Annotated in this window: 21 protein-coding genes; 19 read left to right on the top strand and 2 right to left on the bottom strand. The window is 65.6% G+C overall.

The window, feature by feature from the left end:
* The first annotated feature begins 323 nt into the window (after positions 1 to 323).
* The 14 genes from kdpA to C811_RS09435 all read left to right on the top strand — a co-directional run bounded on the left by kdpA (position 324) and on the right by C811_RS09435 (position 18,468).
* Positions 324 to 2,111: a potassium-transporting ATPase subunit KdpA gene (gene kdpA / locus C811_RS09500; RefSeq protein ID WP_016309348.1), complete on the top strand. Its 1,788-nt coding sequence runs from the start codon at positions 324 to 326 to the stop codon at positions 2,109 to 2,111.
* Between the two features lie 16 nt (positions 2,112 to 2,127).
* The gene (gene kdpB, locus C811_RS09495; protein ID WP_016309347.1) at positions 2,128 to 4,206 is read left to right on the top strand and encodes a potassium-transporting ATPase subunit KdpB; all 2,079 of its coding nucleotides are present in this window, start codon (positions 2,128 to 2,130) and stop codon (positions 4,204 to 4,206) included.
* Between the two features lie 27 nt (positions 4,207 to 4,233).
* Positions 4,234 to 4,842 carry a potassium-transporting ATPase subunit C gene (locus C811_RS09490; protein WP_016309346.1) on the top strand — a complete coding sequence of 203 codons (609 nt, stop codon included), beginning with the start codon at positions 4,234 to 4,236 and terminating at the stop codon, positions 4,840 to 4,842.
* Between the two features lie 250 nt (positions 4,843 to 5,092).
* Positions 5,093 to 7,984, top strand: a complete 2,892-nt coding sequence (locus C811_RS09485; RefSeq protein WP_016309345.1) for a sensor histidine kinase — start codon at positions 5,093 to 5,095, stop codon at positions 7,982 to 7,984.
* Complete coding sequence (locus C811_RS09480) at positions 7,984 to 8,694, top strand: response regulator (RefSeq protein ID WP_016309344.1); 711 nt, start codon at positions 7,984 to 7,986, stop codon at positions 8,692 to 8,694. Before C811_RS09485 ends, C811_RS09480 begins: the two co-directional genes overlap by 1 nt.
* A gap of 170 nt (positions 8,695 to 8,864) precedes the next feature.
* Positions 8,865 to 10,028 carry an NrfD/PsrC family molybdoenzyme membrane anchor subunit gene (gene nrfD / locus C811_RS09475; protein ID WP_016309343.1) on the top strand — a complete coding sequence of 388 codons (1,164 nt, stop codon included), beginning with the start codon at positions 8,865 to 8,867 and terminating at the stop codon, positions 10,026 to 10,028.
* Positions 10,016 to 10,549 carry a GntR family transcriptional regulator gene (locus C811_RS09470; RefSeq protein ID WP_016309342.1) on the top strand — a complete coding sequence of 178 codons (534 nt, stop codon included), beginning with the start codon at positions 10,016 to 10,018 and terminating at the stop codon, positions 10,547 to 10,549. Before nrfD (C811_RS09475) ends, C811_RS09470 begins: the two co-directional genes overlap by 13 nt.
* Positions 10,452 to 11,423: a slipin family protein gene (locus C811_RS09465; RefSeq protein ID WP_022926485.1), complete on the top strand. Its 972-nt coding sequence runs from the start codon at positions 10,452 to 10,454 to the stop codon at positions 11,421 to 11,423. The genes C811_RS09470 and C811_RS09465 overlap by 98 nt, the downstream gene beginning before the upstream one ends.
* Before the next feature lie 779 nt (positions 11,424 to 12,202).
* Positions 12,203 to 14,728, top strand: a complete 2,526-nt coding sequence (locus tag C811_RS09460) for a molybdopterin-dependent oxidoreductase (RefSeq protein WP_016309340.1) — start codon at positions 12,203 to 12,205, stop codon at positions 14,726 to 14,728.
* Between the two features lie 2 nt (positions 14,729 to 14,730).
* Positions 14,731 to 15,351, top strand: coding sequence for a 4Fe-4S dicluster domain-containing protein (locus C811_RS09455; protein WP_016309339.1), 621 nt, complete (start codon positions 14,731 to 14,733; stop codon positions 15,349 to 15,351).
* Between the two features lie 109 nt (positions 15,352 to 15,460).
* Positions 15,461 to 16,738 (top strand): NrfD/PsrC family molybdoenzyme membrane anchor subunit, encoded by a 1,278-nt coding sequence (gene nrfD, locus C811_RS09450; RefSeq protein WP_016309338.1) that lies wholly within the window; start codon positions 15,461 to 15,463, stop codon positions 16,736 to 16,738.
* Positions 16,739 to 16,801: 63 nt separating this feature from the next.
* Positions 16,802 to 17,191 (top strand): hypothetical protein, encoded by a 390-nt coding sequence (locus C811_RS09445; RefSeq protein WP_016309337.1) that lies wholly within the window; start codon positions 16,802 to 16,804, stop codon positions 17,189 to 17,191.
* Positions 17,188 to 17,661 carry a DUF4405 domain-containing protein gene (locus C811_RS09440; RefSeq protein WP_016309336.1) on the top strand — a complete coding sequence of 158 codons (474 nt, stop codon included), beginning with the start codon at positions 17,188 to 17,190 and terminating at the stop codon, positions 17,659 to 17,661. The genes C811_RS09445 and C811_RS09440 overlap by 4 nt, the downstream gene beginning before the upstream one ends.
* Positions 17,662 to 17,712: 51 nt before the next feature.
* A complete protein-coding gene (locus tag C811_RS09435) occupies positions 17,713 to 18,468 on the top strand; it encodes a TorD/DmsD family molecular chaperone (protein WP_016309335.1) in 756 nt (251 codons plus the stop codon).
* A gap of 24 nt (positions 18,469 to 18,492) precedes the next feature.
* On the opposite strand, the gene C811_RS09430 is transcribed toward C811_RS09435, so the two are convergent.
* On the bottom strand, positions 18,493 to 19,368 hold the full coding sequence (locus C811_RS09430) for a DUF5685 family protein (RefSeq protein ID WP_016309334.1): 876 nt from the start codon (positions 19,366 to 19,368) through the stop codon (positions 18,493 to 18,495).
* Between the two features lie 74 nt (positions 19,369 to 19,442).
* Positions 19,443 to 20,186, bottom strand: coding sequence for a class I SAM-dependent methyltransferase (locus tag C811_RS09425; protein WP_016309333.1), 744 nt, complete (start codon positions 20,184 to 20,186; stop codon positions 19,443 to 19,445).
* A 222-nt stretch (positions 20,187 to 20,408) separates the two neighbouring features.
* Between C811_RS09425 and C811_RS09420 the strand changes: the two genes are divergently transcribed.
* The 5 genes from C811_RS09420 (at position 20,409) to C811_RS09400 (ending at position 24,129) form a co-directional block, all read left to right on the top strand.
* The gene (locus C811_RS09420) at positions 20,409 to 21,767 is read left to right on the top strand and encodes an amidohydrolase family protein (RefSeq protein ID WP_016309332.1); all 1,359 of its coding nucleotides are present in this window, start codon (positions 20,409 to 20,411) and stop codon (positions 21,765 to 21,767) included.
* 214 nt (positions 21,768 to 21,981) lie between these two features.
* Positions 21,982 to 22,194: a hypothetical protein gene (locus tag C811_RS09415; RefSeq protein ID WP_016309331.1), complete on the top strand. Its 213-nt coding sequence runs from the start codon at positions 21,982 to 21,984 to the stop codon at positions 22,192 to 22,194.
* Positions 22,195 to 22,216: 22 nt separating this feature from the next.
* Entirely contained in the window at positions 22,217 to 22,897 is a 681-nt protein-coding gene (locus C811_RS09410) for a twin-arginine translocase TatA/TatE family subunit (RefSeq protein ID WP_016309330.1), read from the top strand.
* A gap of 1 nt (position 22,898) precedes the next feature.
* Entirely contained in the window at positions 22,899 to 23,681 is a 783-nt protein-coding gene (gene tatC / locus C811_RS09405; protein WP_016309329.1) for a twin-arginine translocase subunit TatC, read from the top strand.
* Between the two features lie 91 nt (positions 23,682 to 23,772).
* Positions 23,773 to 24,129: a hydrogenase maturation nickel metallochaperone HypA/HybF gene (locus tag C811_RS09400; protein WP_016309328.1), complete on the top strand. Its 357-nt coding sequence runs from the start codon at positions 23,773 to 23,775 to the stop codon at positions 24,127 to 24,129.
* Positions 24,130 to 24,154 lie beyond the last annotated feature (25 nt).

The raw sequence follows: 24,154 nt of genomic DNA, 5'->3' as shown, positions 1-24,154 counted from the left end.
GCCGCGTTTTCCGGAGGGCGCTCAGACGTCCGCCGAGACCCCTTCCCCTCCCCGACCCTTGTGAGGGCCTTGTCTTAATACCATCTTAATACCTGAGCGAAAACCTTAACGGCGCGTTTATTCGCCTCTGCCTATGCTTGTTTCTATCAGGTGCGGAAGGCCCGGCGCTTTATCGCCATCCGCACCGGGCATGGCAAAAGCCCCTGGCGGGGCTGGAAGAGACAAGGGCGAGACATGACGGTGGTAACGGCAATCGTGGGAGCGTGCGCGCTGGCCGCGATGGTGTACCTAGCAGCCTTGCTGCTGCGGGGAGGCGATCGGTGATGGGCGCGGCAGTGACTTCGGCGCTGTTGCAGGCAGCGGCGCTTGTGGCTCTCGTGCTGGCTTGCGCGATACCGCTCTCGGGCTATCTGGTGAACGTGATGGAGGGGCGCCTGACCCCGGCCCGTCGCGTGCTGGGGCCGGTGGAGCGCGCCGCGTGCCGCCTCATGGGCGTGCGCGAAGAGGACTCCATGGGCTGGAGGCGCTTTCTTGTGAGTGCGCTTCTGTTCACGGCGGTCTGCTTCGCGGGCCTTACGGCCATCCTCATGGGACAGGGGCGCCTGCCCTGGAATCCCGAGGGCTGCGCGGGCCTTCCCGCCGATACGGCGTTCAATCTGGCGGCCAGCTTCGTGACGAACACCGACTGGCAGCCGGTGGCCGGCGAGACGCGCCTCAGCTACTTCTCCCAGGCCGCAGGTCTTGCAGTGCAGAACTTCCTCTCGCCGGCGGTAGGGCTTGCCGCAGCCTTCGCGCTGTTGCGGGGCCTAGCGGCCCACGGTACCGGGAAGCTGGGGAACTTCTTCGTCGACGTGGTGCGCGCAGTGCTCTACGTGCTGCTTCCCCTGGCGCTTGCGCTGTCCCTTGTCGGGCTGTGGCAGGGAACGCCCCAGACCTTCGAGGGGTACGAGACCGTGCAGCTGCTGGAGCCGGTGGCGATAGATGCCCAGGGCAATGTGGTTGCGGCCGACGATCCGGCGGCAGTGCGGGAGGTGACCGAGGCCGTCGTGCCGCTCGGGCCCCAGGCATCGCAGGTGGCCATCAAGCAGCTCGGTACCAACGGCGGCGGCTTCAACGGGGCGAACTCCGCGTCGGCATTGGAGAATCCCACGCCGCTGACGAACTTCCTCCAGTGCGCCGCCATGCCGCTCATTCCCTTCGCGCTCGTGCTGGCCTTCGGGCGCATGGTGGGGGATCGCCGCCAAGGCCGGGCGCTCATGGCCGCGGTGCTGGTGCTTCTCGGCGTGGCGCTCGTGGCCGTGGTGGCGGCTGAGACTGCCGCGACGCCGCAGCTGGCCGCCGACGGCGCGGTGTACGTGGGTGACTTGGGCCAGTCGGCCGGCAACATGGAGGGCAAGGAGTGCCGCATCGGTGTCGGGCCCTCGGCTCTGTGGGCCGTGCTGACCACGGCCACGGCCACCGGCGCCACCAATGCCTCGATGGCGGGCATGACGCCCGTCGGCGTGGCGGTGCCGATCGTGCTCATGGGCCTCGGCGAGGTCGTGGGCGGCGGCGTCGGCACGGGCCTGGCGGCTCTGGTGGGATTTGCCGTGCTCACGGTGTTCATCGCGAGCCTCATGGTGGGCCGTTCCCCAGAATACCTGGGCAAGAAGATCGGCCCGGCGGAAATGCGCATGGCCACGGTGGCAGTCGTCTCCCCGGCGCTGGTGATCTTGGCGGCTGCCACGGTGCTGGCCTTGGCGCCGACCGGTGCGGTGTCCACGAGCCAAGGCGGCGCCTACGGCTTCAGCGACCTGCTGTACGCGGCCACCTCGGCCGGTGCCAACAACGGCAGCGCGCTGGCGGGCCTTGCGGCCAACACGCCGCTCGTCAACGGCGTGCTCGGCGTGGAAATGTTGCTCGGACGCCTTGTGCCCCTGGCGGCGGTTTTGGCTCTGGCGGGCAGCTTGGCCGCCCGCGAGCCCCAGCCGTCCGGTGCGGGCACCCTTTCCACGGCAAGCCCCCTGTTCGTGGGGTTGCTGCTGGTCATCATCGTGCTGGTAGGCGCGCTCACGCTGCTGCCGGCGCTGGCGCTCGGTCCTCTGGCCGAGCAGTTCACGACGGTTCTCTAAGTAAGGTGGGGAAGGTATGAAAACGGAAACGAAGCGGGCGGTGCGCGATGCCTTTGCCAAGCTGGCGCCGCGCTGCCAGGCGAAGAATCCCGTTATGTTCATGGTGTACCTGTCGGCGTGCCTGACCACGGCGCTGTTCTGCCTGTCGTTGGCGGGCATCGCCGACGCGCCGAGCGGCTACATCGTCGCCATCTGCCTCATTTTGTGGGCGACGGTGCTGTTCGGCAATTTCGCCGAGTCGCTGGCCGAGGGTCGCGGCAAGGCCCAGGCCGATGCCCTGCGCAGCGCGAAGCGCGATGTGGAGGCGCTCGTGGTGGAAGAGGCCGTGCTCGCCGAAGCTGCCGATGCCGACGACGCCCTTGCCGCGCTCGTCGCCCGCGCCCAGGCGGTGAACTCGGCGTCGCTCAAGCGCGGTCAGGTGTACGTGGTGCGTGCCGGCGAGCAGGTGCCGGCCGACGGCGAGATCCTCATGGGGGCTGCGAGTGTGGACGAGAGCGCTATTACGGGCGAATCGGCTCCGGTGGTGCGCGAGAGCGGCGGCGATCGCTCGGCGCTCACGGGCGGTACCACCGTGCTGTCGGACTGGCTTGTGGCCCGCGTGGCGGCCGAGGCCGGCGCGAGCTTCCTCGACCAGATGATCGCCATGGTGGAGTCGGCGGCCCGCAAGAAGACTCCCAACGAGCAGGCGCTTGAGCTTTTGCTCATCGCGCTGACGCTCGTGTTCCTCGTCGTCACCTTCGCGCTGTACGCCTTCGGCTCCTTCACGGCCGAGGGTGCCGGCGAGGCCAACCCCCTCGGCATCACCTCGCTCGTGGCCCTGTTCGTGTGCCTGGCGCCCACCACCATCGGCGCGCTGCTGTCGGCCATCGGCATCGCCGGCATGAGTCGCCTGAACGCGGCCAACGTGCTGACCACGAGCGGGCGAGCCGTGGAGGCGGCGGGAGATGTGGACGTGCTCTTGCTCGACAAGACGGGCACCATCACGCTCGGCAACCGCCAGGCCGCGGCCTTCCTGCCGGTGAACGGCGTCGATGAGCGCGACTTGGCCGATGCGGCCCAGTTGGCGAGCTTGGCCGACGAGACGCCCGAGGGCCGTTCCGTGGTCGTGCTCGCCAAGGAGCGCTTCGGCATTCGCGAGCGCACGTTGTCGGGCGCCGGCTTTTCCGTGGTTCCTTTCACGGCCCAGACGCGCATGAGCGGGGTCGATTTCGGCGGCCACGAGATTCGCAAGGGCGCGGCCGATGCGGTGCGCGCCTACGTGGAAGGGCTCGGCGGCGCCTATCCCGCCCAGGCGGCGGCGCTGGCCGACGAGGTGGCGCGCTCCGGCGGCACGCCGCTCGTGGTGGCGCGCGACGGGCGCGTGCTCGGGGTCATCCATCTGAAGGACATCATCAAGTCGGGCATTCGCGAGAACTTCGCCGATTTGCACGCCATGGGCATCAAGACGGTCATGGTCACCGGCGATAACCCCCTCACGGCCGCGGCCATCGCCGCCGAGGCGGGGCTGGACGACTTCATCGCCGAGGCGACGCCCGAGGCGAAGCTGGCGGCCATCCGCCGCTATCAGGCCGAGGGGCATCTCGTGGCCATGACCGGCGACGGCACCAACGACGCCCCGGCGCTCGCCCAGGCCGACGTGGCCGTGGCCATGAACTCCGGCACCCAGGCGGCGAAGGAGGCCGGCAACATGGTGGATCTGGATTCCTCGCCCACCAAGCTCATCGAGATCGTGCGCATCGGCAAGCAGCTGCTCATGACCCGCGGTAGCCTCACCACCTTCTCCATCGCCAACGACCTGGCGAAGTACTTCGCGGTCATCCCAGCGCTGCTCGTGCCGCTGTACCCGGGGCTCGAGGCGCTCAACATCATGCACCTGGCCAATCCGGCTTCAGCCATGCTGGCCGCCATCCTGTACAACGCGCTCATCATCGTGGCGCTCATTCCGCTGGCGCTGCGGGGCGTGAAGTACCGCGAGGGCACGCCGACGAGCCTGCTCGCCCGCAATCTGGCGGTGTACGGTCTCGGCGGCGTGGCGGTGCCGTTTGTGGCCATCAAGGCGCTCGATATGCTGATGGTCGCCGTGGGCGTGGCCTAAGGGCCTCGGCAAGGGAAAGGACGAATCATGAACGGAACGACGATAGCGCGCGGCGCGGCAAGCGCGGCGGTGCTCTTCCTGCTGGCCACGGTGCTCTGCGGCATCGTGTACCCCTGGGCCGTGGCCGGGGTGGGGGCCGTGGCCTTCCCCGCCCAGGCGACGGGCTCCATCATCGAGGTCGATGGTGTGAAGTACGGCAGCGAGCTGGTGGGCCAGCCCTTCAGCGATCCGACGCATCTGTGGGGCCGTCCCACGGTGGCGAACGCGACGACGTTTGCCGGCGAGGACGGCGAGCCGCTTCTGTGGTACGAGCCGGAGAACATCAGTCCCGCAAGCGACGAGTTCGCCGCGGTGGTGGCCGAGCGGGCGGCGGTAGTGCGCGCGGCCCATCCCGGCGAGGGGGATGCGCCGGTGCCGAGCGATTTGGTAACCGCCTCGGGATCGGGCTTCGACCCGCATATCTCGCCGGCGGCGGCCGAATACCAGGTGGGGCGCATCGCGGCGGCCACGGGACGCTCGGAGGAGGAGGTGCGCGCCATCATACGCCAGTGCACCGAGAAGCCGCTGCTGGGCGCCCTCGGGGCGAGCCGAGTGAACGTGCTGAAGGTGAACCTCATGTTGGACGGCATTCTGTAATTCGTTCGCCCTGGCGGGACGAACGCATTACGCCGACGCTGCGGTTCCGACAGGCACCTGGCCTTGCGCTTCACCGCTTTCCTTCGCGGCACGAAGGCCGCTCAGCCGCGGTTCAGCACAATTCCAGGCACCTGTCGGACCCTCGCTGACTTCCTTGGGCGCCTTCCCTGTTTCCTTAGATTGACCAACTGTTAAGTGAACGAAACCATCGGGGCTGTGGCCAGTGATAGGATGATGGAAACACTAAGCAATGGAGTGGGAGGAGACTGTGGTGGCGCTCGGGCGCGACAACGGGGATGAGGAGGCGGTCCGCCGCGATCCCGACGCCATTCTCCGGCGCATTCGCGAGGAAGAGGCCGCAGGCGATGCGGAGGGTGCGACGGGACCTGCGCGCGGTAAGCTGAAGGTGTTCTTCGGCTATGCGGCCGGGGTGGGCAAGACCTATGCCATGCTCACTGAGGCGCACCGGGCCCAGAAGGCTGGTGCCGACATCGTGGTGGGCTATGTAGAGCCCCACACCCGTGCCGACACGCTTGCTCTTCTGGACGGCTTGGAGGTTATGGAACCCCGAGCGGTCGAGCACCGTGGGATCGCGCTGCGGGAATTCGATTTGGACGGAGCCCTCGAGCGCGCCCCGCAGATCGTGCTCGTAGACGAGCTGGCCCATACCAATGCGCCGGGCTGCCGCCACCGTAAGCGCTATCAAGATGTGGAGGAGCTGCTGCGAGCCGGCATCGACGTGTACACCACGGTGAACGTGCAGCATCTGGAGGGGCTCAACGATCGCATCGCGGCCGTGACCGCCGTGGCACCGAGCGAGCGTGTTCCCGACCGCATCTTCGACGCGGCCGATTCGGTGGAGATTGTCGACGTGGAGCCGACAGAGCTCATCGAGCGGTTGCAGGCGGGCAAGATCTACGCACCCGAGCGGGTGGGCACGGCGCTGGCCCATTTCTTCTCCCGCTCGAATCTGGCAGCGCTGCGCGAGATAGCCCTGCGTCGGGCGGCCGACCGTCTCACCCGCGCCTCGACTGAAGCGTCGGTGCCTCACGCGGCAGGCGGCGATGATGTGCTTGCGCTGGTGACCGGCGATGCCGCCGCCCCGCGCGTCATCCGCACGGCGATGAATCTGGCCGAGGCGTTCGGTGGCTCGTGCACCGCCCTTGTGGTGGAATCGGGCGGCGAGCACGAGGGCACCGGTACGACGGGGGACGATGCCGACGGCGATGCTCTCGGCCGCGCTGTGGCGCTTGCCGAGGAGCTGGGGGCCCATGTGGTCACGCTGGAGGGCGATGATCCGGTGCAGCCTTTGGCGCTGTATGCGGCCACGGCGGGCATCCGGCGCATCGTGGTGCCGGCCACCTCGGGCCGGGTGCGTCTGCTCGGCCGCGGGGATGTGGCTTGGCGGCTCATGCGGGCCGCCCCGGAGACCATGGTGACGGCCGTGCCCGCGGTGGATGCTCCCTCGGTCTTGGAACGCCTGCGCGCCTACACCGGCTTTCGACCCACGGCCGCAGACGCGGGGCGCGCCGTGGCGGCTGTGGCATGCGCGACGCTGGCGAGCACGGTGGCCTGGGCCGTGAGTCCCACCACATCGGTTATCCTCATGATCTACCTTCTGGTGTCGCTGCTTCTGGCAACACGGGCCGATGGATTCCTGTACGCCGTGCTGGCGGCGCTCGGCAGCGTGGTGGCCTACAACTTCTTCTTCACCGCGCCGCGCTTCACCTTCCACGCCTACGGGCTCTCGGCGCCGGTTATCTTTGCCTTTTTGCTGGTGGGCACTTTGGCCGCCTCATCGTTGGCCATTCGCCTGAAGCGGCAGGCGGCTCTGGCGGCGAAGCGCTCCTACCGCACAGAGGTTCTCTTGGAAAGCAGTCGCAAGCTCCAGGCTGCGGCAACCTTGAGCGCATGTCTGGAAACGGCGGCGGCTCAGGTGGTGAAGATCCTCGACCGTCCGGTGGTCATGTACCAGGTCGGTGGTTCGGCGACGGGCAGTCTCATGGCCCCGCGGGTGTTCGACGTGCCCGGCACCGGCGGCGGAGATGCGGAATCGGACGCGCTTACGGCCCCCGACGAGGCGGCCGTGGCATCGTGGGTGGCGGTCAACGGCGAGCCGGCCGGCGCCACCACCGACACGCTGCGCGAGGCGCGCTGCCTCTACCTGCCCATTCGCACCGCTCAGCGCGTCTTCGGCGTGGCCGGCCTGGTGATGGAGGAGGGGGGCGACAGCTTCGGTTCCTTCGAGCGCAACCTGCTCGCGGCGCTGCTGGACGAGTGCGGGCAGCAGGCCCAGGCGCTCGCCGCGGCGGCCGAGCATCGCAACCTTTCGGTAAAGGCCGAGAAGGAGGCGCTGCGCTCGAACTTGCTGCGGGCCATCTCCCACGATCTGCGCACGCCGCTCACGAGCATCTCGGGGGATGCCGATATGCTGCTCAGCTCGGGCGAAGCCCTCGATGCGGCCCAGCGCCGGCGTCTGGCCTCCGATATCTACGAGGATGCGAGCTGGCTCATCGATCTGGTGGAGAACCTGCTGTCGGTAACGAGACTCGACGACGGCGACGTAGAGGTGACGCGCATGCCCGAGCTCGTCTCGGACGTGCTGGCCGATGCCCTGCGGCACACGAGCCGCGCGGCGGCCGACCATCGCATTGCCGTCGATCTGGACGACGATCTGCTCATGGCGGATATGGACGGACGCCTTATCGTGCAGGTGGTGGTGAACCTGCTGAACAACGCCATCGCCTATACGCCGGCCGGCTCGTCCATTCGCGTGGCCGCCGAGCGGCAGCGCCGGACGACGGGCGACTGGGTGGTTGTGAGCGTGGCCGACGACGGCCCGGGCATTCCCGCTGCGGAAAAGGCTCGGGTCTTCGATCTGTTCTACCATGGCGGCCGCACCGACGGGGAGGCGTCCAATGCCGGAGAAGGCGGCGATGCGCGCCGTGGCATGGGGTTGGGCCTGGCCTTGTGCCGCTCCATTCTGCGGGCTCACGGCAGCGACATCTCCCTGCGCGATGCCTATCCGCACGGCTGCGTCTTCTCTTTCAGCTTGCCGGCGGCCGAGGGGCCGGCGGCATCGGCGGCGGCCGAGGGGCCGTCGGCAAGTCTGGCGGCGCAACGCGAGGAAGGTGAGTGCTGATGGGTGTCGAGAAGGACGGCGCCGTTCTTGTGGTGGAAGACGATCCGGCCGTGCGCAATCTGGTGGCCACGGCGCTTGACGTGCACGGATTCTCCCATCGCGAGGCCGCATCGGCCACGGCGGCTTTGGCTGAGCTGACTTGCGCGAACGATATCAATCTGGTTATTTTGGACTTAGGATTGCCCGATCGCGACGGCGTGGAGGTCATCCGCGCCCTGCGCGGGTGGTCGCGCACGCCGGTCATCGTGCTGTCGGCACGGCAGGAGGATGCGGACAAAGTGGGCGCGCTCGATGCAGGCGCCGACGACTATCTCACCAAACCCTTCTCGGTGGAGGAGCTTCTGGCGCGCGTGCGCGTGGCCCTGCGCCGCCTGTCCTACGACGAGCCCGCGGCAACGGCGCCGGAAGTCTATCGCAACGGAGGTCTGGCCATCGACTTCGATGCCGGTGTGGCTACCCGCGATGGGGAAGAGGTGCACCTCACGCCCATCGAGTACAAGCTGCTGGTTCTTTTGGCCCGCAACACCGGCAAGGTGCTCACCCACAACTACATTCTGAAAGAGGTGTGGGGGCAGGCTCTGGCCAGCGATCTGCCCAGTTTGCGTGTGTTCATGGCGACGTTGCGCAGGAAGATCGAGCCCGATCCGGCTAATCCCGTCTATCTGCAGACCCACGTCGGCATCGGCTACCGCATGCTGCGCGTGGAATAGGGGAAGGCCTTTCCCTCGGGGTGGTCGGGGGCTGGCGAAAGGTTCCTATGCCGCCGAGCTTTGTAGGAGCTTCCTGCTTGTCTCTGTCTTCTGTCTCATGCTGTCATATACTTTTCTGCGCGATTGTGTCATACTTTGCGGAAGCATGCGAGACGGAGAGGGGACGACCGGTGTTCGGCGAGCTTGTGGCGGCCTATCTGTTCCTCGCCGGCGTGGGCGCCGGCGGGATAGCCGCTGCTTCCTTGGCCGACCTGCTCTTCGTGAAGGCTCCCTTCGGAGCCGCCGCGGCAAGCTCGGTGGCCGAGGCTCCGGCGGCGGAGCGGCTCGTGTCCCTGGTGCTCGCGGCCGCCTTGGGCGCGCTTGCCATGGGTACCGGCTGTCTAGTGGCTGATCTGGGGCGCATTGATCGAGTGCTCGCGCTGTTTTTCACACCTGCCTTCACGCTCATGAACGTGGGCGCCTGGGCGCTTGCGGCGTTGCTGGCCGTAGGCGCGGTCCTGGCGCTCGGACGATTCGCGTACCTGCCCTGGTTCGGCCGCCGCGCCATGATGGCACTGGAGGTGGCGGCGGTGGTGCTGGCTTGCGCGGTGGCGGTGTACGCGGGGCTTCTGCTGCAGGGGCTTGCCGGCGTGCGCCTGTGGGCGAGCCCGTGGGTTCCCGTGCTGTTCGTGCTGTCGGCGGCATCGTGCGGCTGCGTTCTGTTCGCGGGCTGCTCGCTGTTCGTGGAGGCCGACGGGCGCACAGCGGCCCTCGGGCGCGCGATCCTGCGGGTGGATGCCGCCATTGTCGCCGCCGAGGCAGCTGCCGCGGCGCTCTTCTTCGCGCAGGCGGCGACAAGCGGGCATCCCGGCGTCGTCGCGTCGGTTGCGAGCCTCGAGGGCGGCGCGGCGGCGCTTCCCTGGTGGGGCGGCTTTGTGCTGTGCGGCCTGGCAGCTCCTCTTGCCATCGAGGGCGCGCTGTGGCTGCGCGAGCGGTGGGGCGCCGGCTCGGGGCTTGCCGCGCCGGCCGGAGTCGGCGGGCTCGTCTCCGCTCCCGCCCCTGCCTTCGATGCGCCGCCCGCGGTCTTGGCCGCGCTGGCGCTCGCCGTGCTCGTGGGCGGTGCGGGGCTGCGCTGGGCCGTGGTGGAAGCTGGGGCGCAGCGCCCCCTGGAATTGCAGGATGTGGAAGATGTCGCGGGCACCGAGTCGTTCGGCTCTGGATTGGTCGCTGAAGCCTCTGGCGCGGCCGTTGATGGCGGGGCGGCTGCGGCTGAGGTTGCCGACGGCGAGGCCGCTGCCAGCAACAACCGGGCATCTTTCCCGATGAGAGAGGATTTTTCCCTATGGTCGAGCTAGGACGCACCATTCCGGCCGGCGACTTGTTCGCGCTGGACGATGCCAGCTCCATTCCCGTCTGGCTTCAGCTGAAGAACCGCTTCATCTACCTCATCACCTCGGGGTTCTACCTGCCGGGCGACCAGCTGCCCACAGTGCGCGGGCTCGCCGCCGAGGTGGAGGTGAACTACAACACCGTGAGCAAGGTGTACCAGAGTCTGGAGGAGGACGGCTACATCGTCTCGAAGCGCCGCCAAGGTGCCTTTGTGGCCGATGTGTCGAACAAGCCGGGCGTGTCGGCCGAGGTGACGGCTGAGATCGTGACGGCTGAGTACTTGCAGCGCTGCCAGGAGCTGGGCATGTCGCTGGAGGATATCGACGCGCAGTTCACCGCCGCCCTCGTGGCGGCCAAGGCCAAGCGCGACAAGAGCGAAGGAGCAGGATATGACACGCAGAAATCGCGGTGCGGACGTCTCGTCAAGTTCCCCGAACCCGCAGCGGCCGGCGGCGCCGACGAGCGCTCGGCTGGAAACGGGGCGTAGTCGCACCTCGCGCAACGGGGCCGTGGCCTTCACGCTTATCGTGTTTATCGTCGTAGTGGCCGCGGTGCTGGCCTTGGCGCAGATTGTCGCCGGCGTCATCGGGCTTGGGGCCATTGTGGGCGCGGTCGCGGCCGGCGCGCTGGCGGCGAGCTCGGTGCACGTGGTGATGGAATGGGAGAAGGCCGTGGTCATGCGCTTCGGCCGCTTCAACCGCGTGGCGGGGCCAGGCATCGTGTTCACCTGGCCCATCGTGGAGTTCTACACCGTGCGCATCGATCAGCGCGTGGCGGTCACCTACTTCGGCGCTGAGGAGACGCTCACGGCCGATCTGGTGCCCGTGAACGTAGACGCGGTGGTGTTCTGGATGGTGTTCTCGCCGAAGAAGGCCGCCTGCGAGGTGGAGGACTACGGCAGCGCCGTGTCGTGGATGGCCCAGGCTACGCTGCGCAAGGCCATCGGCCGCGCGAGCCTGGCCGAGGTGGCGTGTCGTCGTGACCAGCTGGACGCCGAACTGAAGGACGCGCTGGAGGAGAAGCTGGACGGCTGGGGGATCGACGTCATCGACGTGGAGGTGCGCGACATCGTGGTGCCCCGCGAGCTGCAGGCCTCCATGGCCGCCGCAGCTGTGGCCACCCGTGAGCGCGACGCCCGCATGATCCTGGCCGAGGCCGAGGCGGACATCTCCGACATGCTGAAAGACGCGAGCGCCAACTACGAAGGCGATCCGGAGGCCATGCGCCTGCGCACCATGCACCTGGCCTACGAGTCCGTGAGGGCCTCCGGCGGCACGCTCGTCATCCCCAGCGCCTTCAGCGAGGGCTTCACCAACCCTGATGCCGCCGATGCTCTGGCAAAAGCCGCGAAGAAGGGGTAGCGCTTCCTTATCCAATTGGGTGAAAAGTACAAATAAGGAGCACTCGAAATCACCGTTATTTATACGATTCGGGAAAAAGTATAAATAACGACTCCGCTGAGTGTTCTGACGGATGATGGCGAAGCGGAATAGCAGTAAGCGTGTTACAATGGGCAACGCCTAGAGAACTTGGCCCCGAGGGGCCGGGACGCCGCAAGGACGTCCCGGTAGCGAGGGTGCCTAGTCCTCGCTTTTGTGACTAGACCCACCGCCTGGCGGTGGGTCGACCCTTTCCAGGGCCAGAAGTGCTACCCCTAACGAGGCGGCTGCCACAAAAGTCTGAACCAAGGCTAGGAAAACGCTCATCTGCATCACCTCCCTCCCGCATCTAGAATTGGTGATAGGGAAGGTGTATGCAGAGAGTCCTGCTCCCCGCTTATCAACTATAATACAAACAAATATTCTGTTTTCAAGACTTGACATTGCCGGATCGTGCATTTTGAATCGAATCATTTATCCAGAGGAATAGGTAATTAACCTGCGGAAACACCGTTATAGCCCCTCTTTGTCATACATTGCCCTATATTTTCTCTTGACAGTCTATGACAGAGTATGACAAACTGATGGCAGCAGAATTCGGCCGATTCTTGAAACTGTGTTGGAATCCCATCGCACGTGCCGCGAGCATGCAACTGGATTCGTCCATGGGGGATGGGAGGAGAGAGGGACGCAAGGTGACGGGATCGGAGTAGCTCTCCGCCCAAGTCTCGCGTTTCCTTCTGCATGAAAGAGGAGGAGAAATGTTGGGTTTTGATAGCTCGACCTCCAAGTTGACGCGCCGAAGCTTTCTCAAGGCCGCTGGAGCCACTTCGTTGGGTGCTGCGGCAGCAGGGTCGCTTGGCTTTGGTGGGGGAGCTCTTGCCGCATTGGCCCAAGAAGAGGCTGTCCCTGAAAATGAGGAGATTGTCTCGACCATTTGCAGCGCTAACTGCTTTCAAGCATGCATGCTCAACGCCCATGTGCGCGATGGCAAGGTCGTCAAAATGTCTCGGGGCGACTACCCTGAGGAGATCTATTCGGGATGCTGCCTGCGCGGTCTGAGCATTCCCGAGCGTACCTATAGCGACAACCGGTTGAAGTACCCGCTCAAGCGCGTCGAGGGCACCGAGCGTGGGGCAGGTGAGTGGGAGCGCATCTCCTGGGATCAGGCTATCGACGAGATCACGACCCAGCTGAAGGCAATTCGGGAAGAGTACGGCCCGCGAGCTGTCACGTTTGGTTTCTCTTCGGGCAATTATCGAGGCCAAGAGGCGGCAACCATTCGGCTTGCTTTCACGGTCGGTGGGTGCTTCCTTCAATTGATGTATGACTGGGCGGTCGGCTGGGGCACCAATCGAGTGATCGGCGGCGGCACATTCGGCTACAGCAACGAACCGAAGGACATGGTCAACTCCAAATACATTATCGTGTGGGGTACCAACCCTGTTCTAACTACTCCGCAGACGTGGCGCATCATCTTGCAGGCGAAGGACAACGGAGCCAAGCTGCTGTGCATCGACCCCATGCGCTCGGCGACATCCCATTATTGTGACGAGTGGATTCAAATCAAGCAGGGTACCGACCTCTATCTGGCCTTGGCCATGTTGAATGAGATCGTAAAAGAGGACCGCATCGATGTGGAGTACGTCAAGCGTGCCACCACGGCGCCCTTCCTCATTCGCCAGGATACTGGGTTGTTTTTGCGCCGATCCGACATCGAGGGCGGCGAGTTGGCCGATGTGCGCGATGCGGTGACCTTGAATACGGCAGGGAGCACAAAGGCCGATCCCGCCTACGTGATGAACGAGGTTACGGGTGAGATCGCCCTCTATACCGAGTGCGACACCCCTGTCCTCGAAGGCGAGTTCGAGGTTCGGGGCATCAAGGTGAAAACCGCTTATTCTGCCCTCAAAGAGCATATGGCGGCTTATACCGTCGAAGATGCCTCCGAGCTTTCGGGCGTACCAGTGGAAACCATTCGCGAGCTTGTGGATATTTACACCTCCGACGAGCCGGTAATGGCCTATACCCAGTTCGGCATCGACCATTACCGCGGGAGCCATCTGTGGGGTCAGACGCTTGCGATTATCGCGGCGCTGACGAACAATCTTTCACGCCACGGATCCGGCCTCGGTGGACCGGGCTGCCCTAAGGGAGCGTTGGCGCCTCTCTATGTGAACCCGGTTGTCTCCACAGGTGTATCACCAGTTGATATTGCGAATATGGATCCACGTCTCTGCTCTGCCGCTTGGCTTGAGACGGTGAGGACGGGCAAGTACTGCGGAGAGGACTACCCCATCAAGGCATTTGTGGGCGCGACGGGCAATCCTGCAAGCAACTACCCTCAGCAGAGATTGTGGCTGGAGGATGTGGTGGGCAATCTCGACCTTATTGTTACCACCGACATCGAAATGACTGACACGGCGCGGTATTCCGATTATGTGCTTCCTGCTTCGTTCTGGCTCGAGTATCCCGACATACGCGGAAACTTCTCCAACCCCTATCTTGTGTACGGAGGCAAGGCGATCGAGCCTTTGTGGGAGTGCAAGAACGACAGCGAGATTACCACTCTGATTGCCCATGGTTTGGGCTACGAGGAGCACTACCCCTATTTCACAGATGAGGAATGGATTGATATCGGACTCGATTCCGACGAGAACAGAGCACGGGGAATCGACCATGCAACCTTGAAGGAAAAGAAAGCGATCCGTCAGCTCGGCACCGAGGAAGAGCCGTGGATGGTCGGTGGATTCGAATACGATAACGAGTTTCCCACCCCGTCAGGGCGAGCTGAGATTTACTGCGAGATACCCACGGCCTGCTACGAATATGGACAGGATTGGCAAAGCGAGGCCAAGGATCAGCAGTTCCCCGTCTGGCTGCCTCCGTTCGAGAATTGGCCCGGTGCTGAGATTCGGTCGAAATACCCCCTCGGATACTTGCAGCTCCACCAACGTGGACGGACCCATTCCCAGTGGTTCTCGAGCGAGACGTTGCGAGAGATTGACAAGGAGCCCTTGCTTCACATTTCCCGTCCCGACGCGGAGGCCCGCGACATTGCAAATGGGGACGTGGTCGAGGTATTCAATGATCGCGGTCGCTGCGTCGTTAAGGCTGTGGTGGATGACGCGCTGCCAGAGGCGTTGTGCTACATCCCGAAGGGCTGGCAGCGTAGCCAGTTCATTGAAGGCGGTTATCAGGAGCTTACCGCCAATCGCGCGGATGCTTGCGCTGGCAGCTATGTTTATTACGATACAGCGGTGGAAGTCAGGAAAGTGGAGGAGTAGCCATGCGATATGGATTTGCGATTGACACGAAGCGTTGTATCGGCTGCCACACTTGCGCCGTTGCCTGCCGGTATGAGAACAACCTTCCCAAAGAAGTCTGGTGGAACAGGATAATGACTGAGGGCGGCGAATATATGGACATACCGGTTGGCGAGTTTCCCAACACGCGCCTCTCCTATTTGCCGGTTGCTTGCCAACATTGCGAGAATCCAGCTTGCGTGAAGGTGTGTCCGGTGGGTGCTACCTACAAGGATCCGGAGACGGGCATCGTGCGTCAGGACTACGAGAAATGTATCGGATGCCGCATGTGCATGGCAGCTTGCCCCTATACGGGGGTGCGGTCTTTCAATTGGGAGGAGCCGGCCTATTACACAGGTGTAGCGTTTGGGGCTGCGGATATTCCCGTCCATGAGAAGCACGTGGTGGAAAAATGCACGATGTGCTGGCACCGTCAAGCGAAGGGCGATCAGCCTGCCTGCATCGACGTTTGCCCCGAGCGCGCCCGCCACTGGGGTGATTTGGACGATCCCGAGTCTGAGGTATCCCGGCTCATCGCCTCGCGCGAGTACAAGCAGCTGCTTCCCGAGGAGGGGACGAAGCCCTCGGTGTACTACCTGGTGTAGCAGCCGTGCACGTTCGGTGCCTTTTTCGCGCGCCGCATGACGCGGCGTGAATCGCAAACTAACGCGGGCGGGGCTCGCTGCCTTGCCCGCCTACCTCTAGGAGATTCTCATGGCTGATTTCTCTTCCGGGGCCGTCTTGGATGACGACCTCGACCTCAGTGCGGCTCAGGGCCGCAAAAAGGCCCGCGCGGCGGCCGGTGCCAAGGCCGTCTCGTGGGGTGGTCGCGGACTGAACGTCGCCATCGGCGTGTCGGCCGTCGTGGTGGTGGCCGGCCTGGTGCTCTGGGCGATGCAGCTTTCCGGCGGCATGGTGCAGACCGGTATGCGCAACCTGAACTCGTGGGGCCTCTATATCACGTCGTTCATGTTCTTCGTGGGTCTCTCTGCTGGCGGCCTCATCATCTCGTCGGTGCCCAAGGCCTTCGGCGTTGCCGGGTTCGGCGGCATCTCGAAGGTGGCGGTGATGAGCTCCATCGCCTGCACCGTGGCCGCCATCGGCATGGTGGTGGTTGACTTGGGCCAGCCCGCACGCCTGTGGGAGTTGTTCGCGTACTCCAATCTGGGCAGCCCGCTCATGTGGGACATCCTGGTGCTCGGCACCTACCTTATCCTGTCCTGCGTGTACCTGTGGGCGCAGGTGCGGGCCGAGGCGGGCAAGGTATCCCGCACCGTTTTGCGCGTCATCTCCGTTGTGGCCCTCGTGTGCGCCGTGCTCGTGCACTCCGTGACCGCTTGGATCTTCGGCCTGCAGGCCGGCCGCGAGATGTGGCACACCGCGCTTCTCGCCCCCTGGTTCGTGTCCTCCGCCCTCGTGTGCGGCACGGCGCTCGTTATCTGCGTGGCCGTGGCCCTGCGCGGTGCGGGCTACCTGAAGTGGGAGCAGGCCAACCTGGTGAAGCTCGCCAAGCTGCTCGGCGCTTTTGTGATGGTGGATTTGTACTTCTTCGGGTGCGACCTGCTCACCGAGGGCTTCCCCGGCGGGTCGGGCCTGGAAGTGGTGGCCATGCTGACGACCGGCCCGCTCGCGCCCTACTTCTGGGTGGAGATCATCGGCTGCGCGGCGTGCGCCGTCATCTGCTTCACGCCGGCGTTGCGCCGCGGTGGGCTTCTGGTGGTCGGCTCGCTGCTCGCCATCGCCGGCATCTTCTGCAAGCGCGTGCAGCTGCTGGTCGGCGGCTTTCAGCTGGCCAACCTGGATATGCCGGGCCCGCTGACCGCCATGCAGCACCCGGCTTTCGATATGGGCCTTTCGGGCATCTACGGCCCGATGGTCTACTGGCCTACTCCGCTCGAGTTCGGCGTCACGCTCGGCGTGGTGGCCCTCGGGGTGCTCGTGTTCCTGCTGGGCGTGAAGCTTCTGCCCCTGCGTCCGACCGACGGTGAGTAGTCCTCTCTGCATGCAGCCCGCGCCGCCCCTTTGGCGCGGGCCTTTTCCGTGAGGAGAGCAGGTATGAAAAAGAGACTCTTGGCTCTCGCGGTGCTGCTGGCGGTTGTCGCTGTGGTGGCTGTTGCCGGTTTCGCCGCGGCTCCAGAAAGCGGGCTGCGCCCTATCGCCGCCGACTCTCCCTGCCCCGCGGTGGGCTGCGCGAGTGGGGCCTGCCACGGATTCGGCGCCGTGCCCGAGCCCGACGGCGTTCACGAGATGGTCTGCCCCGAAGCCGGTTGCGCCTCGGTGGAGTGCCATGCGTGGGAGTCGCTCACAGGCCGTTACCACCAGGCATCGGATGCCAGTCTGAATATGTGGATTCTCATGCCCACGGTGCTCGTGCTGGGACTGTGGCTTTTGGTGCGGCGGTCGGCGCGCGGAGGCGCGCGTCCGGTTCGAGGAGGTGCATCGTGAATCGCGGAAGAGTTGCGTTCGATCTGGCGGTGCTGGCAGGGTATCTGGTGGCAGCGAACCCGGCGCTCACGGGCATTCCGGCGCACGAGTATGTCGGGCTTGTCGCGGTAGTTGTCATGGCAGCCCATATGGTGGCGAGCGCCGACGGGCTTCTGGCCTTCCGGCGAGGCCGCTGGGGCCGTGCGGCGCTGAACGGCATCCTGTTGGCGGCCCTGGCGACGTGCGCCGTATCGGGCGTCATGGTGTCGGGCGACGTGCTGCCGGCGCTCGGCCTGTACGCTGCGGGCTACCACTTCTGGGATCCGCTGCACGCCCTCTCGGCGAAGGTGCTCCTGGCGGCACTGCTGGTGCATGTGGTGCTCCGCGCGCCGATGGCGTGGGCGTGGATGCGGCGGGGCGCACTGGAGGCACGAAGTTCGCAAAAGGGCGAAGGGACCGTCTTGGAAGACGATCGTTTCGAGGTCGGTTAGCGGTTTTCGCGCTATACTGCCTTCAAGCAAATCAAGTGAAGGAGGATGTTCATGACCGTATCCGCTGACCTGTGGCAGGCGCGCGCGGCGATGTGCGAGCTTTTGGCCCTGTCGTTCCGCTATCCCGAGGACAAGGTGCTCGCCGAGGCCATCGCCTCGGGCGAGTGGGGCGAGGCCGCCGATGAGATCGCCGCCGCGCTCGGCCTTGCCTGGTCGTCGGCTACCGCGCCCGGAGCCGCCGAGGCCGCGGCCCTGGCCGACCCGGCTGACATTCAGAAGGAGCTGCGGCCCGAGGCCACGCGCCTGTTCGTGGGCGCCCCGCAGGCCGCCTGCAGCCCCTACGAGGGCGTGTGGCGCGCGACTGCCGAGGGCGTGCAGCCGCTGCTGTTCGTAAACCCGCACTCCATGGCAGTGGAGCGGTTCTGCAAGGCGTGCGGGCTGGGCCGTCCCGAGGGCACCAACGAGCCGCTCGATGCCGTGTGGACCGAGCTGGAGCTTCTGGAATATTTGGCCTTGCGCGCTGCCGCCGATGCCGCCGAGGCCGAGGGCATCGCGGGCGACGCCGCCGCCGTCGAGGACGTGGTGGAAGACGAGGATGCGCTGGAGGAGTTCGAGGATCCCGGCGAGCCCGGCGAGGTGGTGGCCTCGGCCGATCTGCCCGGCGGCAGCCCCGAGGCGGCCTGGGACGAGTTTATGGCCGACCACGCCCGCCAGTGGATGCCGCAGTTCGCTGCGGCCGTGCAGGAGGAGTCGCGCGTTCCCTTCTACGCCACGGCGGCCAACCTGCTGGGGGCGTTCATCAAATAGTGCCGGCGCAATTCCGAATGCCGGTCAGTTTCGAGGGGATTCGCTTGGCGGGTCCCCTCTGCTTTGCCCGGTGGCCGCTTCAACCGGATAGGTCTTATTGAGCTGAGCCCACACGCCCGAGTACAAGATGGCGTCCATGAGGTGGGCGTCCTGCACGAGAGGCAGCCGCTCGTAGGCCTCGGCGGCATCGGCGGCTGCCAGCGCCAGCGTAGTGCGCATGGTCTCAGGGGTGGCTCCGAGCGTCACGAAGGGGTTGTAGCTGCCCGACTGCGCATCAGCAGCGAAGTCCACGGCGGCGTCCATCAGGTAGATGAAGCGCCCGAGCGCGCAGCCGAGTGCTTCCATGCCCTCGGTCCAGAAGCCCTGGTTGTGGGCGAACAGGCGGCCGAGGAGGATACCGAACTCCCGCGCCGCCGCATCGGGGTCGGCTTCGGCTTCGGCGTCTTCCTGCTCGATGGCGCGAATGGCCGCCATGGCCCGCTCGATCTCGGCACACTGGTCGGGAATGCGGGCTTGCGCCCGCTCGTAGGCACCGGCGAGCAGCCGTGCGGCCGCCCGTGCTTTCGCGCTGCCGTCGTCGGCCACGTCGTCGAGCACCTTGTGGTAGGCGAGGGCCATGGAAAGGTCGGCCGCGTAGTCGGTCCACGGCGAGCGCGACCAGGGGCGGGCTGCGGCCGGCATCGGATGCATCACGCAGTGGCTGGCGCCGGAAGCTTCCGCCGGCTCGTGCAGCGAGTTCGCCAGCAGCACGAAGAAGGTGAGGTCGTAGGTAAGGCACGCCCGCGACAGCTGCCCGTAGCGGTCGCGCAGCGCGAAGCACAGCCCGCAGTACAGCGAGCGGTAGCGCTCCTTCTCCTCGTCGGAAAGCGCCTCGGCATCAGCCACCACAAACCCGAACATACCCCTCCCTTTCCGAGCGGTCCATCAGCAGACTGCCTCGCGCTTGATGATCAGAACGCCTCGTGCTCGCGAAGCTACTCCGGTTTTCGCGCCACGTGCACGGCGGCGATGCCGCCGGTGTAGTTCTTCCAGGTCACGTCGGTGAAGCCGGCCTCGCGCATCATGTCGGCCAGGCCCTCCTGGTCGGGGAAGGCGCGGATGGACTTCGCCAGGTACACGAAGCCGTCCTTATCGCCGGTGATGAGGCCTCCCCAGAAGGGGATGAGATGGCGCAGGTAGAAGTGGTACAGCGCCCGCCAGACGCCGTTGGGCGGTGTGGAGAACTCCAGGCACACGAGCGCGCCCCCGGGGCGCAGGACACGGAACATCTCGGAGAGGGCCCGCGGGCGGTCGGGCATGTTGCGGATGCCGTAGGCCATGGTGATCGCGTCGTAGGACCCGTCGGCGTAGGGGATGTCCTGGGCGTCCACCACCTGAAAGTCGATGGGCACGCCCGCTCCGTCGCCCTCGTCCACGTGCATGCGGGCCACATCCAGCATCTCGGGCACCAGATCGGTGCACTGGATGTGGCGCGGGTGCTTGGTACGCGCCACGGTGAAGGTGACGTCCCCGGTGCCCCCGGCGATATCCAGCACGTCGTGGCTCTCCTCGATGGGGGCCTGGCGCATCATGCCGGCGAGCCACAGCTTGTAGGCGCCGAAGCTGGAGATGGCGTTGAACCGCTCGTACTTGCGCGCGATGGACGAGAAGATGTCGCGCACGCGCTCGCTCGAGAGCTCGGCCGGGGCCTCGAGCCCGGTGGCGGTGTCGATGGTCATGGAGTGCAGCTCCCTCGGATCGGCGGGCGGCGGGGCCCGGTGTCGCACGTGGCCGGGAGCCTGCGGCCCCCCGGGGAATTCCGCGCGGCGGTTCGGTCAACGTTCGGCCCCCAGTATACGCCCCCGTACCGCAAAACCTCCGCGCCTATCCGCGCGCGGCGGAAAGTCCATGCTATCATGGGTCGCTGATCGCGTACCCCTCCTCGCAAGAAGGGAGGCACCATGCTCCTTTGTGCCCAGTACATCCTGCCCGTCACCTCCGAGCCCATCGTCGATGGCGCGGTGCTCGTGCGCGACGGCGTCATCCGCGACATCGGCAGCGCCGACATGCTGCGCTTGCGCTACCCCGACGAGGAAGTCGTCGACCAGGGTCTTGCCGCTATCATGCCCGGTCTGGTCGATCTGCACACGCGTCTCGAGCAATCGGTGCTGCGTGGCGTGGTGAACGATGCCCCCTATGTGGAGTGGCTTTCCGAAGTGGCCCGCAAATCCGCCCGTCTCGAGGCGGTGGACTGGTTCGATTCGGCCATCCTCGGCGGTTTGGATGCCCTGTCCAGCGGCATCACCACCGTGGCCGACATCACCACCACCGGCGCCTCGTGCACTGCGGTGAACAAGCTCGGACTGCGCTCGGTCATCTACCGTTCCGTGGCTGCCATGGATCGCGACCGCATCAACGCCGCCATGCAGCTGGCCCAGAAGGATATCCTGCACTGGCGCGAGGAGGTGGATTCCGACCGCGTCACCATCGGCATCGCCCCGGCGCCCCTGTTCACCAACCATCCGGCCACGCTCATGGCCGTTTCCCAGTTCGCCACCAAGGAGAACCTGCCTGTGGCCATGTGGCTCGCCGGCAGCCGCGAGGAGTGCGACTTCGTGAAGTACGGCTCCTCGCCTTTCCAGGTGCACGGCGGCGATGTGAAGCGCGGCTACGTGGAGATCCCGCCGTGGCTGCCCACCGGCGTGAGTCCTGTGCGCTATGCCCTGAACTGGAGCGCTTTCGATGCGCCCAACGTCATGATCGTCGGCGCGGTATGCGTAGACGACGCCGATCTGAAGAAGCTGCGCGAGTACAACGTGGCCGTATGCGTGTGCCCCCGGGCCTGCGCCCAGCTGGGCATGGGCGTCGCGCCGTTGGACGAGTTCCTCCGCGCCGATCTGCGCGTGGGCCTCGGCACCGACTCGCCGGCAGCTACCGAGTCCACCGACATGCTCTCCGAGATGCGCTTAGGGATGCTCTTGCAGCGCGCCGTGAACACCGACTTCCTCGACGCGCGCACCATGCTCGAGGTGGCCACTATCGGAGGCGCCCGCGCTCTCGGCCTCCAGGACAAGGTGGGCTCGCTGGAGATCGGCAAGTGCGCCGACCTCATCGCCGTGGACCTGTCCAGCTCGCACCAGTCCTTCACCACCGACCCGGTGGCCGCTGTCGTGAACACCTGCACTACGGCAGACGTGCTCATGACCATGGTGGACGGCGACGTGCTCTACGAGAAGAACCGCTGGCACGTGAAGGTGGAAGTGGCGAAGAACATCGCCCGGGTCATCGAGATTCGCAGCAAGTTGCGTCCCGAGGCCTAGGCAGGCCGCTGGCGCGATACGTGCAGTCTGCGGGTTTTCGCGTCTCGGGTGCGTCGGGGGGGCGGCTGGCTCCACCTCGCATCCCCGCATATGCGGTAAACCATGGAATTCATGCAGCGCCGCCCAGCGCCGGAGGGTTTTCCTCTGGCGCTGGGCGGCGCAATCTGCGATAATGGCGAATTTGCTACGAGAGAAACTGCGAGGAGCGTACACGATGGCTCAAAAGAAGAACAAGACCGGGGCGAAGAGCACGACCCGCAAGCAGCAGGCCGAGCGCATTCGCGCTGCCGAGGAGCGCGAGCGTCGCGCCAAGGAGGCCGCCGAGGCCCGCGCCCGCACGAAGAAGATCTTCACCATCGTCGTCTGCGTCATTCTCGTGCTGGCTCTCTGCATTCCCACCATGGCTTTAACCGTGCTCTCCATGTAGAGCCCTACGAAAGGATCGCGACGTGTTTGGAATCGGCGGATTCGAGCTTTTCCTCATTCTGCTGTTCGGGTTCCTCATCTTCGGGCCCGATAAGCTGCCTGCCATGGCGAAGACCCTTGGCAAGGCCATTGCTAAATTCAGAAGCGCCCAAGAGGAGATGAGCGGCGTGCTGAAGGGCGAGATGGTGTTCGATAAGGACTCCGACGAGCCTTTCAAGAATCCGCTCGACGCTCTCGATGACGTAGCGGCGAAGGCGAGCAAGGGCACCGCCGCCGCGAAGAAGGCCGCCACGACGGCCTCGAAGAAGGTGGGTGAGGCCGCGAAGAAGACGGGCACCACCACGGCCGCCGCCGGCGCTGCAGCTGCAGCTGCAGCCAAGGCCGAGGTCGCCGACGGCGAGGCTGCCCCTGCCAAGCCCGAGAGCTTCGCCGAGCGCAAGGCCCGCTACGACAAGGAGCGCCAGGCCAAGAAGGAAGCCGAGGCTGAAGAGCGCAAAGCGAAGGAGGCCGAGGAGAAGAAGGCCGCCGCCGAGGCTCGCAAGGCCGAGGCCGCCAAGAAGCGCGAGGAGGCTGCGGCCAAGCGCAAGGCGGAGGCCGAGGCCAAGAAGGCCGCCGAGGATGCCAAGACGGTAACCGAGGCCGCCGATGCGGCACCGGCCGCCCCGGCCGCCGATACGCCCGCCGCCGAGAAGAAGGAGAACTAGCATGCCTATCGGACCGGCACGCATGCCGCTTTTCGACCACTTGGGCGAGCTGCGCATGCGCCTTGTGCGCATCGTGGCCTGCCTGGCGGTGGCCGTCATCGTGTTCTACATGGCCACGCCCACCATCGGTCAGTTCCTGCTCATGCCTATCGCGGAATTCCTTCCTACCAATGCCGAGGGATTTGTCCAGACCATCGCCATCGATCCCTTCGAGGCGTTCTCCACCCGTTTCAAAATTTCAATCTGGGTGTCCATCGTGGCCACGGCTCCGGTTATTCTGTGGCAGATTCTCGCGTTCTTCCTGCCGGCTTTGAAGCCTAACGAGCGCCGGTGGTTCATCCCCACCTTTGCCGCCGCTGTGGCCCTGTTCATCTTCGGCACGGTGTTCTGCTACCTCATTATCCTTAACCCGGCGTTCCAGTGGCTCACCGACCAGGCCATGGGTCTCGGCGATGCCCTGCCGCGTATGTCGTCCTACATTGACACCATCATCAAGTTCGAGCTGGCCTTCGGCTTCGCCTTCGAGTTGCCCCTGGTCATCTTCTACCTGGTTATCTTCGATGTGGTGCCCTATAAGAAGCTGCGGGGTAGCTGGCGCATGGTTTACGTGGTGCTCATGGTAGTGTCCGCCATGGCCACCCCCGATGCGTCGCCGGTGACCATGCTGCTCATGTTCGCGGCTCTGGTGGTGCTCTACGAGGGCAGCTTGCTGCTCGCCCGCCTGGTGCTGGCCAACCGCATCAAGCGGCAGAACGCGAAGCTCGCTGCCGAGGAAGACGAGTAGGAAGCGCTCTTCCGGCGCGTTTTGGCAGAGGGAAAGCACGGGGGCGGAGGAGACTCCGCCCCTTTTCGTATCAAGATGAGAGGAAGGCGCTATGCACGAGCTGGGACTCATGACCGGGGTGATGGACGCGGCGGTGGAGGCGGCCCGCGGGGCCGGGGCCACGCGCCTTCTCGGCGTGAAGGTGTCCATCGGCGAGGCCACCGAGGCGGTGGAGGATGCGCTCGTCTTCGCCTTCGAGGCGTTGGCGGAAGCCGACGACTTCACCCGTGGCGCCACGCTCGATCTGACCATGATTCGCCCGCGGAGCCTGTGCCTGGAATGCGGCGAGGAATTCGAGCACGACCTGTACAGTCGCTTCTGCCCGAAGTGCGACAGCTTCGCCACCGAGCTTTTAGCCGGCCGCGAGCTGCAGATAGACTCCATCGAGGTAGACGTGCCCGATGCGTAGGGCCCGGTAACCGACGGGAAACAAA

It is taken from the genome of Adlercreutzia caecimuris B7 (assembly GCF_000403355.2).
Taxonomy (GTDB): domain Bacteria; phylum Actinomycetota; class Coriobacteriia; order Coriobacteriales; family Eggerthellaceae; genus Adlercreutzia; species Adlercreutzia caecimuris.
Note: the sequence above shows the minus strand (reverse complement) of the source record. Positions and strands in the feature narration are given on the sequence as shown.

Excerpts from the sequence above, each read along its gene's own strand:
- kdpB (WP_016309347.1), top strand. The coding sequence starts at position 2,128 with ATGAAAACGGAAACGAAGCGGGCGGTGCGCGATGCCTTTGCCAAGCTG.
- tatC (WP_016309329.1), top strand. The coding sequence starts at position 22,899 with ATGCCTATCGGACCGGCACGCATGCCGCTTTTCGACCACTTGGGCGAG.
- C811_RS09430 (WP_016309334.1), bottom strand. The coding sequence starts at position 19,368 with ATGTTCGGGTTTGTGGTGGCTGATGCCGAGGCGCTTTCCGACGAGGAG.
- C811_RS09490 (WP_016309346.1), top strand. The coding sequence starts at position 4,234 with ATGAACGGAACGACGATAGCGCGCGGCGCGGCAAGCGCGGCGGTGCTC.
- nrfD (WP_016309338.1), top strand. The coding sequence starts at position 15,461 with ATGGCTGATTTCTCTTCCGGGGCCGTCTTGGATGACGACCTCGACCTC.
- C811_RS09420 (WP_016309332.1), top strand. The coding sequence starts at position 20,409 with ATGCTCCTTTGTGCCCAGTACATCCTGCCCGTCACCTCCGAGCCCATC.
- C811_RS09445 (WP_016309337.1), top strand. The coding sequence starts at position 16,802 with ATGAAAAAGAGACTCTTGGCTCTCGCGGTGCTGCTGGCGGTTGTCGCT.
- C811_RS09435 (WP_016309335.1), top strand. The coding sequence starts at position 17,713 with ATGACCGTATCCGCTGACCTGTGGCAGGCGCGCGCGGCGATGTGCGAG.
- C811_RS09460 (WP_016309340.1), top strand. The coding sequence starts at position 12,203 with ATGTTGGGTTTTGATAGCTCGACCTCCAAGTTGACGCGCCGAAGCTTT.
- C811_RS09470 (WP_016309342.1), top strand. The coding sequence starts at position 10,016 with ATGGTCGAGCTAGGACGCACCATTCCGGCCGGCGACTTGTTCGCGCTG.
- C811_RS09400 (WP_016309328.1), top strand. The coding sequence starts at position 23,773 with ATGCACGAGCTGGGACTCATGACCGGGGTGATGGACGCGGCGGTGGAG.
- kdpA (WP_016309348.1), top strand. The coding sequence starts at position 324 with ATGGGCGCGGCAGTGACTTCGGCGCTGTTGCAGGCAGCGGCGCTTGTG.
- C811_RS09425 (WP_016309333.1), bottom strand. The coding sequence starts at position 20,186 with ATGACCATCGACACCGCCACCGGGCTCGAGGCCCCGGCCGAGCTCTCG.
- C811_RS09480 (WP_016309344.1), top strand. The coding sequence starts at position 7,984 with ATGGGTGTCGAGAAGGACGGCGCCGTTCTTGTGGTGGAAGACGATCCG.
- C811_RS09415 (WP_016309331.1), top strand. The coding sequence starts at position 21,982 with ATGGCTCAAAAGAAGAACAAGACCGGGGCGAAGAGCACGACCCGCAAG.
- C811_RS09485 (WP_016309345.1), top strand. The coding sequence starts at position 5,093 with ATGGAGTGGGAGGAGACTGTGGTGGCGCTCGGGCGCGACAACGGGGAT.
- C811_RS09465 (WP_022926485.1), top strand. The coding sequence starts at position 10,452 with ATGACACGCAGAAATCGCGGTGCGGACGTCTCGTCAAGTTCCCCGAAC.
- C811_RS09455 (WP_016309339.1), top strand. The coding sequence starts at position 14,731 with ATGCGATATGGATTTGCGATTGACACGAAGCGTTGTATCGGCTGCCAC.